This window comes from Albirhodobacter sp. R86504 (genome assembly GCF_042466415.1).
In the GTDB taxonomy this organism is placed as follows: Bacteria; Pseudomonadota; Alphaproteobacteria; order Rhodobacterales; family Rhodobacteraceae; genus Albirhodobacter.
Genome location: NZ_JAXHCH010000002.1, coordinates 2,821,198 through 2,827,969, shown reverse-complemented (window position 1 = coordinate 2,827,969; position 6,772 = coordinate 2,821,198). Strand labels below are relative to the sequence as shown.

Annotated in this window: 10 protein-coding genes; 5 read left to right on the top strand and 5 right to left on the bottom strand. The window is 60.5% G+C overall.

Annotation, left to right across the window (positions count from 1 at the left end; all coding sequences use genetic code 11):
* Positions 1-615: SDR family oxidoreductase (locus SJY32_RS15640; RefSeq protein WP_376877513.1), on the top strand; the 615-nt coding region annotated here is incomplete at its 5' end.
* A gap of 6 nt (positions 616-621) precedes the next feature.
* On the opposite strand, the gene SJY32_RS15635 is transcribed toward SJY32_RS15640, so the two are convergent.
* Together SJY32_RS15635 and SJY32_RS15630 are read right to left on the bottom strand one after the other, a co-directional pair.
* Positions 622-1,920 carry a DUF2254 domain-containing protein gene (locus SJY32_RS15635; protein ID WP_376877510.1) on the bottom strand — a complete coding sequence of 433 codons (1,299 nt, stop codon included), beginning with the start codon at positions 1,918-1,920 and terminating at the stop codon, positions 622-624.
* Positions 1,921-2,084: 164 nt separating this feature from the next.
* Positions 2,085-2,840 (bottom strand): M48 family metalloprotease, encoded by a 756-nt coding sequence (locus tag SJY32_RS15630; protein WP_376877801.1) that lies wholly within the window; start codon positions 2,838-2,840, stop codon positions 2,085-2,087.
* A gap of 202 nt (positions 2,841-3,042) precedes the next feature.
* Here SJY32_RS15630 and SJY32_RS15625 point away from each other — a divergent pair, with 202 nt between their 5' ends.
* Positions 3,043-3,306: a hypothetical protein gene (locus SJY32_RS15625; protein ID WP_376877508.1), complete on the top strand. Its 264-nt coding sequence runs from the start codon at positions 3,043-3,045 to the stop codon at positions 3,304-3,306.
* A gap of 28 nt (positions 3,307-3,334) precedes the next feature.
* On the opposite strand, the gene SJY32_RS15620 is transcribed toward SJY32_RS15625, so the two are convergent.
* Positions 3,335-3,583, bottom strand: coding sequence for a DUF167 domain-containing protein (locus SJY32_RS15620; RefSeq protein ID WP_376877505.1), 249 nt, complete (start codon positions 3,581-3,583; stop codon positions 3,335-3,337).
* Positions 3,584-3,737: 154 nt separating this feature from the next.
* Here SJY32_RS15620 and SJY32_RS15615 point away from each other — a divergent pair, with 154 nt between their 5' ends.
* Positions 3,738-4,328: a nitroreductase gene (locus SJY32_RS15615; RefSeq protein WP_376877502.1), complete on the top strand. Its 591-nt coding sequence runs from the start codon at positions 3,738-3,740 to the stop codon at positions 4,326-4,328.
* Entirely contained in the window at positions 4,325-5,017 is a 693-nt protein-coding gene (locus SJY32_RS15610; protein ID WP_376877499.1) for an EI24 domain-containing protein, read from the top strand. The genes SJY32_RS15615 and SJY32_RS15610 overlap by 4 nt, the downstream gene beginning before the upstream one ends.
* Before the next feature lie 71 nt (positions 5,018-5,088).
* Here the strand turns inward: SJY32_RS15610 and SJY32_RS15605 are convergent, their stop codons facing one another.
* Together SJY32_RS15605 and mce are read right to left on the bottom strand one after the other, a co-directional pair.
* A complete protein-coding gene (locus tag SJY32_RS15605; RefSeq protein WP_376877496.1) occupies positions 5,089-5,361 on the bottom strand; it encodes a DUF1467 family protein in 273 nt (90 codons plus the stop codon).
* Entirely contained in the window at positions 5,361-5,765 is a 405-nt protein-coding gene (gene mce / locus SJY32_RS15600; RefSeq protein ID WP_376877493.1) for a methylmalonyl-CoA epimerase, read from the bottom strand. Before mce ends, SJY32_RS15605 begins: the two co-directional genes overlap by 1 nt.
* Positions 5,766-6,042: 277 nt before the next feature.
* On the opposite strand from mce, the gene SJY32_RS15595 reads away from it, so the two are divergent.
* On the top strand, positions 6,043-6,756 hold the full coding sequence (locus tag SJY32_RS15595; RefSeq protein ID WP_376877490.1) for a response regulator: 714 nt from the start codon (positions 6,043-6,045) through the stop codon (positions 6,754-6,756).
* Positions 6,757-6,772 lie beyond the last annotated feature (16 nt).

Below are 6,772 nucleotides of genomic sequence, written 5' to 3'. Positions count from 1 at the left end.
GATGACGCCGCCGATCTGACGCACCGCTATAACGTCGCCGTGACCACTCACGAGTTCGATGTGTTGGACTTTGAGGGTTTCGGCGCGCTGATCGATGCGCTGCCAAGCTTGCCTCAAATCGCGGTGATCGCGGTGGGGCTGATGGGCGAACAAGCCGCCAATGAAGCCGATCCGGTGAAGGCGTCTCTCGTGCTGCGCTCCAATTTTGAGGGTCCGGCGTTGATTTTTGCCGAACTGGCCAACCGGATGGAGGCACGCGGCTCGGGCGTTCTTGTTGGTATCTCGTCGGTGGCGGGTCTGCGCGGACGCGCGACGAACTATGTTTATGGATCTGCAAAGGCAGGCTTCACCGCGTTTCTCTCGGGCCTGCGTAACCGTCTGGCGAAGAAGGGCGTGCATGTTGTCACCGTCCTGCCGGGCTTCGTGAACACCGCCATGACCGCAGGCATGGACCTGCCCGCAAAGCTCACAGCCGAGCCGGAAGAAGTCGGGACGGCCATCGTCAAGGCAACGCAATCGGGGCGCAATGTGATTTATGTCCGGCCCATCTGGCAGGTCGTGATGACGATTATCCGCGCCATCCCCGAGCCAATTTTCAAGAAGCTTAGCCTCTAACCGGCCTCAGGCCCCCTCACCCGTCGCGCTTGGGGCCGGATGCCATCCGGCCCTTGCAAGGCGCGCCGTGACCGCTTCGAGATCCTCGGGCAAGGTCATGGCGGCGCTTGCGCGGATATGGGCCGCACGGGCGACATCCCTCCCTGCACCCTGATAAGCGTCCGGCGCCATTCTCGCGAGCGCGTCCGCCGCCATGATGACATGCAAAACGACCTCGCGGCACGCAGCCCCCTCGCGCGCGATCGGCCCCAACGATTGCCGCAGCATCGCCCCACGATCCAAAGGCGGCACCCAAACGCGGGCAAAGCGCAAATCCGCATCGGCACGCGCGCTCCCACCGGATAAAATCCGCAACAGCCGCCCGATCACATCAATCGCGGTTCCAGGATCATTCACCGCGGGCGACAGCGCGCGCTGCGCAACCTCCGCCAAGGTAATTGCGCCGAACTCCGGATCTTGATCATAGGTACGGCGCTGCGCAACGGTGAAGGCTTCGTGGACCGCCGCCTCGACCTCCCTCAAAGCCTCGCGCGGTAAGTGCGGCGGGCCGTCCAATCCCGCGATCCGCACCAAAGCGGCCGCAGGATGCACAAACTTACCCGGCATCGCGATCAACCAAACCCGTAAATTCGCGGCCACTGCCATGCCGTTCAATCGCGCGATATCGACATGCTGAACGTAGCCCACTTCCAATGCGCAAACCTCTAGCGCCTCGGAAGGCACCTCGCCCGCACGATGCGCGCCGAGGTAGGGATCTTTCATCCGCGTCTCAAGCGCGGCGACGGCCGCGTTTTCCATGCGTTCGACCGTATCGCCAAGCCGCCCGAAGGTTGTGAGATGCGACACCCAGCGCACGAGATTGACGATGATCAGCGTGAGAACCAGAATGGTCGCAATGAAGAGAATAAAATGTCCTTCGTCGCCGTAAACAGTTGTTTGCAGGCCGATAATCCCGACGAGCGCAAAGATGAAAGCACCGATAAAACTGGCGAGGACGCGCTGGGTTGTGCGATCCTTGAGCAAGAGTTCCAAAGCGCGCGGCGTCGCAGTCACCGCCGCCGCACTGTAAGCGGCGACCATAATCGACAGAGAAAACGTCGTTACGGTCAGCATCGATGATGCAACAATTTCGAGGATCGGCTCAACCGCATCTGCGCCGAGCTTGTAGGAGGCCCCGTCTGGCACGAAGCGCCCGGCCAACGGCCCGATCAACGCCACGAAAACGCCAAGCACACCGTAAGCGACCACTGTCACCCAAATCTCGTCAAACAGACGGCGCAGCGCCCAGATAAATTTCGATGGCATATCCTGTTCCCCCGCAGACTGTTGACCGACGCGCACCCGACGCGCACCCTCCGGCGTTGCCGCGTTTTTAGAGGCGCAACAATCTAAAGTTGCCGCTGGATTAAAACCTAGCGCGATCGGGGCGCGATGCAATCTGCATGCTCAGCGCTCGCTCTTAACTGCGCCTAGCTTTCGGCACCGCTGCGCAAGCGCGCCACCGTTTCGCGCACCACACTGAGACGCCGCGCGTTTCCGGGGTGCGTACCAAGGAATGTGTCCCCCGGATCGCCCAGCCGCTCAAAGAACAAGGCGCCACGTTCGGGATCAAAGCCTGCATTCCATGTCAAAATCGTCCCGAGGCGATCCGCCTCCAGCTCGAAATCTTGCGAATACGCCCGCGCGCCCACGGATGCGCCGTATTCCTGCGCGGTGCGGATCGATGTCTCGTCACCGCCCGCCGCCGCGACCAAAGTCCCCAAAATCAATGCGCCCGTCAGGGCCGTGTTCTCGGTGCGCGGGATATGCGCCGCGATGTGATGCGCCGCCTCATGGCCCATGACGAAGGCGAGTTCATCCATATTCTGAGCGGTCGCGATCAACGCAAGATTGAAAGCGACGATCGGATCTCCCTCATCGTTCAATGTCTGGAACGCGTTTGGCGCTTGATCCGGTCGGTCATCCACAACGATCTGATAATCACAGCTCCGCCCCTGCCCCGCCGTGCGCTCCTCGCATTCGGCCTCGATTTGCGGTTCCATCCGTTGCGCAACGGTGATGAAATTGCGGGCGGCCATTTGCGGCGTGAGTTGCGTCGGCAGATCAGATGCCTGCACGACAGGCGCAGACGGGCCATCCGCGCGCGGCAAAGTCGCGCCGGATTGCGGCACATCACACCCCGCAACCCCCATCGCCAAACCCGCAGCCATCAGCCATCTGAACATCCGCATCTTTTGCCGTTTCCCTTGGCCCTTTCGCCGCCGCCCTCGTAAAGAGATCGTGGCGCGTCCCGTATCAGATATCTTTCAATACCTGTTGCTCTCCATCCCTCATACGCACAGCCGCGTGAGCGCGAAAGAGGTCGCGCGCGCGTGATGCGCGGTTTTCTGCGCTTGCAGAAACATCTGCGTGAGATACCATTGCATTATGTTTACCATCGAACACGAATTTGACGCGACCGTCATCACCCTTGTCGACGAGGGGGATAACCCCGCCGATTACCTGCAAGAAGATATCACGATCAATTCTTTCGAGGATTGCGTGACGATCGAACAGCTCAACGATCAGACTGGCGAGGTGGTTCAAGTCACGTTCTCGCATGCGCAGTTGCGCGAGCTTGCCGCCGCGCTCGATCTTCCTGAAGGGGTCTACCGGTTGCGCAGCGTCCCTGCGAATGAGGCGCAAGAATAGGGATGGTCCGTTTCGTTAGCGCTTGGCGCTAGAAATTGACGCGAAACACCTTGTCACGCGATGTTTGCCCGCGGATCAACGTCAGGTTCGATTTCGCAACCCCCAAGGCCTTTGCCAAGAGCTTTTGCACCTCGGCATTCGCCTTCCCCCCCTCGGGCACGCAGGTGACATAGACGCGCAATTGTCCGTCCCGCGCTTCAACCGCATTGCTTGAAGCTTTCGGCGTGACCCGCACTTTGATTTCGGCGGCCTCCATGGCGAGGTGAGCGATATTCATACCCAAGGCTTAGCGCCGCCGCATATCGGCGTAAAGTCGCCCCGGAACTGGCGCCGGCCAGAACCCCGCCGCCCCGCGCATCTAAACCGCGGCCAGCCCTTGCAAAATACGCACCGAGGCCCGACATCTTCCCCGTCACAGACCGGAGGCCGATATGACCATAAATCCCGCCCGTCCCAACCCCGCCGCAATGGAATTCCTTGCGACGCGGCGTTCGCGACCGGCGAAAACCCTGACGGGCCCGGCGCCAGACCGCGCCGCGCTCACATCCCTGCTCACCTCCGCCGTCCGCGCCCCCGACCACGGAAAATTGGAGCCATGGCGCCTCATCGTGCTGGAACGTGCCGCCCTCGACCGGCTAGCAAGGTTGGCTGCGGACAAGGGTGCGGCGCTTGGCATTGCGCCCGACAAACTGCCCAAAGGGGTCGCGCAATTTGCCGATAGCCCGCTGTGCGTTGCGGTGGTCTATGTCCCCCGCAGCACGGAAAAAGTTCCGGAAATCGAACAGATCCTCTCCGCAGGGTCGGTATGTTTGGGGCTGGTAAACGCCGCATTGGCCGCAGGCTGGGGCGCGAGCTGGTTGACGGGTTGGGTCGCGCATGAGCGCGGGTTCGCACAAGACGCCTTTGGCCTTGGTAAGGGCGAATGGGTCGCAGGGCTGATCCATATCGGCACGGAAGGCTCGCCCCCCCCTGAGCGCCCGCGCCCAGACATTGACGCGATTACAACATGGGTCAGCGCATGATCTTCACTTCATTTTTCCGCGCTCTTGGCGATCTATTCACCCCCGGCGCTCTTAAAATCCTGCTTAAAGGGGTCGGCCTCGCGCTCGCGCTGCTGATCGCTTTTTATATTGTCGTGGCAAAGCTGGTGAGCTGGCTCATCCCCGATCAGCTGACGTTGCCGTTTGTCGGTGAGGTCACTTGGGTCGACAGCCTCGCCTCGGGCGGATCGGTGTTGTTGATGATGGGGCTTTCGGTGTTTTTGATGGCGCCTGTAGCCTCCGCTTTCATCGGGCTCTTTTTGGAGGAGGTCGCGGATGACGTCGAGGCCCGCCACTATCCCGGTCTGCCAGATCTCGCGCCCAAGCCGTTTGCCCAAAGCGTCGAGGAAACTTTGCGGTTCTTCGGAACGATAATCGCCGCCAACCTCATAGCTTTGGCGCTATTGCCGTTCTTTTTCTTCATCGCACCGCTCATTTTTTGGGGTATGAACGGCTATTTGCTGAGCCGTGAGTTCTTCCAGATGGTCGCAACGCGGCGGATGCATCCTGATGCTGCGAAGGCGCTTTATACGCAAAATCGGGTGATGATCTGGACGGCAGGCGTCTTGATGGCGATCCCGCTCTCCATCCCGTTCGTCAACCTCGTGATCCCCGTTTTGGGGGCTGCGAGTTTTACGCACCTTTTCCACCAGATGACCGGGCGCAAGTAACGCAGCCCCCGTCACCGCGCAAAACAAAGCCCGCCTATCTCACGATAAGGCGGGCATTTTCATCGGCCAGATCAGCGCGCCATCCGGCCAAACACATCCAGATCTTCCAGCGTGATAAACCCGCCAAGAATGATAAACGCGGCAATCGCCCAAATCGCCGCGGCGATTCCGGTCGTAATTTTTGCCTTCCGCCCAAGATCGTCAACATTCGCGGGGGCCGAGCGATGCGTGCCGGGCACCACTTCGCCCGCGTCCGCCTGGCTGACAAACCGCACCGGCAGAACACAGAAAAACACCATGAACCACGTCACAGCATAAAGAATGATCCCGCCAGTGATACTCATCAGACTTGCTCCAATTCGACCAGACAGCCGTTAAAGTCTTTCGGGTGCAGGAACAACACCGGTTTTCCGTGCGCTCCAATTTTCGGCTCGCCCGTGCCTAAGATGCGCGCGCCCGACGCCACAAGCGTATCGCGCGCGACGGCGATATCTTCCACCTCATAGCAGATATGATGAATGCCTCCGGCAGGGTTCTTGTCGAGGAAGCCTTGGATCGGAGAATTCTCACCTAGCGGGTAAAGCAATTCGATCTTGGTATTGGGCAGGTCGATAAACACAACCGTGACGCCGTGATCAGGCTCGTCCTGCGGCGGATTCACCTTGGCCCCCAACACATTGGCATATTGCGCCGATGCCGCTTCCAAATCAGGCACCGCAATGGCGACGTGATTCAACCGTCCAATCATATCTTTCTCCCTGTATTAACCAAGCGCCACTCCCATAGCGCCCCCGACATCCGCCGCGTTAAGCGGATGAAGCATCCCAGCCGCCTGCGCCAGCTGGCATATTGTCACGCCAAAACGTCACGGCCCGCAGGATGCATGGCAAGCGCCTTGCCGCGTTTACCAAACGTTATCCATTCTTCCGCCTAATATAACAAGCGAGTCGCTCCCGTGTGGCGGCGCGCTGACGATCCCGCGCCGATACGGCCTACCCCAAACGCACTCGCCCAGGAGACTTTTTATGTCAACCGACCTCCAAGCCTATCTCTCGCGCGCACAAGCGACGACCAACCGACCGCTGCTCGGCGTGACTGTTCTTGTCGTTGAAGACAGCCGGTTTGCGTCGGAGGCAATGCGACTGCTCTGCTTGCGATCTGGCGCGCGGATTCGGCGGGCAGATTGCCTGCGCTCGGCGCATCGCCATCTCTCAACTTACCGTCCGGGGGTTGTGATCATCGACATGGGTCTTCCCGACGGTTGCGGCGCAGATCTGATCCGCGAAATCCGGCAGCACGCTGTCGCGATGCCTGTGATTCTGGGCACCTCTGGTGATCCGGAAGGCGAAGCGATGGCGCGCGCGGCCGGGGCGCACGGGTTTCTGGCCAAGCCGATCGAAAGCCTGTCAACGTTCCAAAATGTGGTTCTCGCGGGGCTACCAGCGGACATGCGCCCCCAAGGTCTGCGGCTCCTACCTGACGAGCGGGTCGAACCCGATCCTATTGCCCTGCGCGATGACCTCACACATGCGGCTGAGGTGCTGTCCGATACACCCACCGACGCGGCCCTCGATTATATCTCGCAATTTCTGGGGGGCGTGGCGCGGTCCGCACATGACACCGATCTCGCGCGTGCCGCATTGGCATTGAGCAAGAGAACTGAACGCTCCGAGGCCCGCGAACTCCACTTGTTGTCCGGCCTTGTGCGCGAACGTCTCGCTTCTGGATCTACGTTCTAAGCTGGTCGGCAGAGAA

Coding starts and splice junctions, on each gene's coding strand:
- SJY32_RS15630 (WP_376877801.1), bottom strand. CDS start 2,840: ATGTTCAGATGGCTGATGGCTGCGGGTTTGGCGATGGGGGTTGCGGGG.
- SJY32_RS15625 (WP_376877508.1), top strand. CDS start 3,043: ATGTTTACCATCGAACACGAATTTGACGCGACCGTCATCACCCTTGTC.
- SJY32_RS15615 (WP_376877502.1), top strand. CDS start 3,738: ATGACCATAAATCCCGCCCGTCCCAACCCCGCCGCAATGGAATTCCTT.
- SJY32_RS15610 (WP_376877499.1), top strand. CDS start 4,325: ATGATCTTCACTTCATTTTTCCGCGCTCTTGGCGATCTATTCACCCCC.
- SJY32_RS15620 (WP_376877505.1), bottom strand. CDS start 3,583: ATGAATATCGCTCACCTCGCCATGGAGGCCGCCGAAATCAAAGTGCGG.
- mce (WP_376877493.1), bottom strand. CDS start 5,765: ATGATTGGACGGTTGAATCACGTCGCCATTGCGGTGCCTGATTTGGAA.
- SJY32_RS15595 (WP_376877490.1), top strand. CDS start 6,043: ATGTCAACCGACCTCCAAGCCTATCTCTCGCGCGCACAAGCGACGACC.
- SJY32_RS15635 (WP_376877510.1), bottom strand. CDS start 1,920: ATGCCATCGAAATTTATCTGGGCGCTGCGCCGTCTGTTTGACGAGATT.
- SJY32_RS15605 (WP_376877496.1), bottom strand. CDS start 5,361: ATGAGTATCACTGGCGGGATCATTCTTTATGCTGTGACGTGGTTCATG.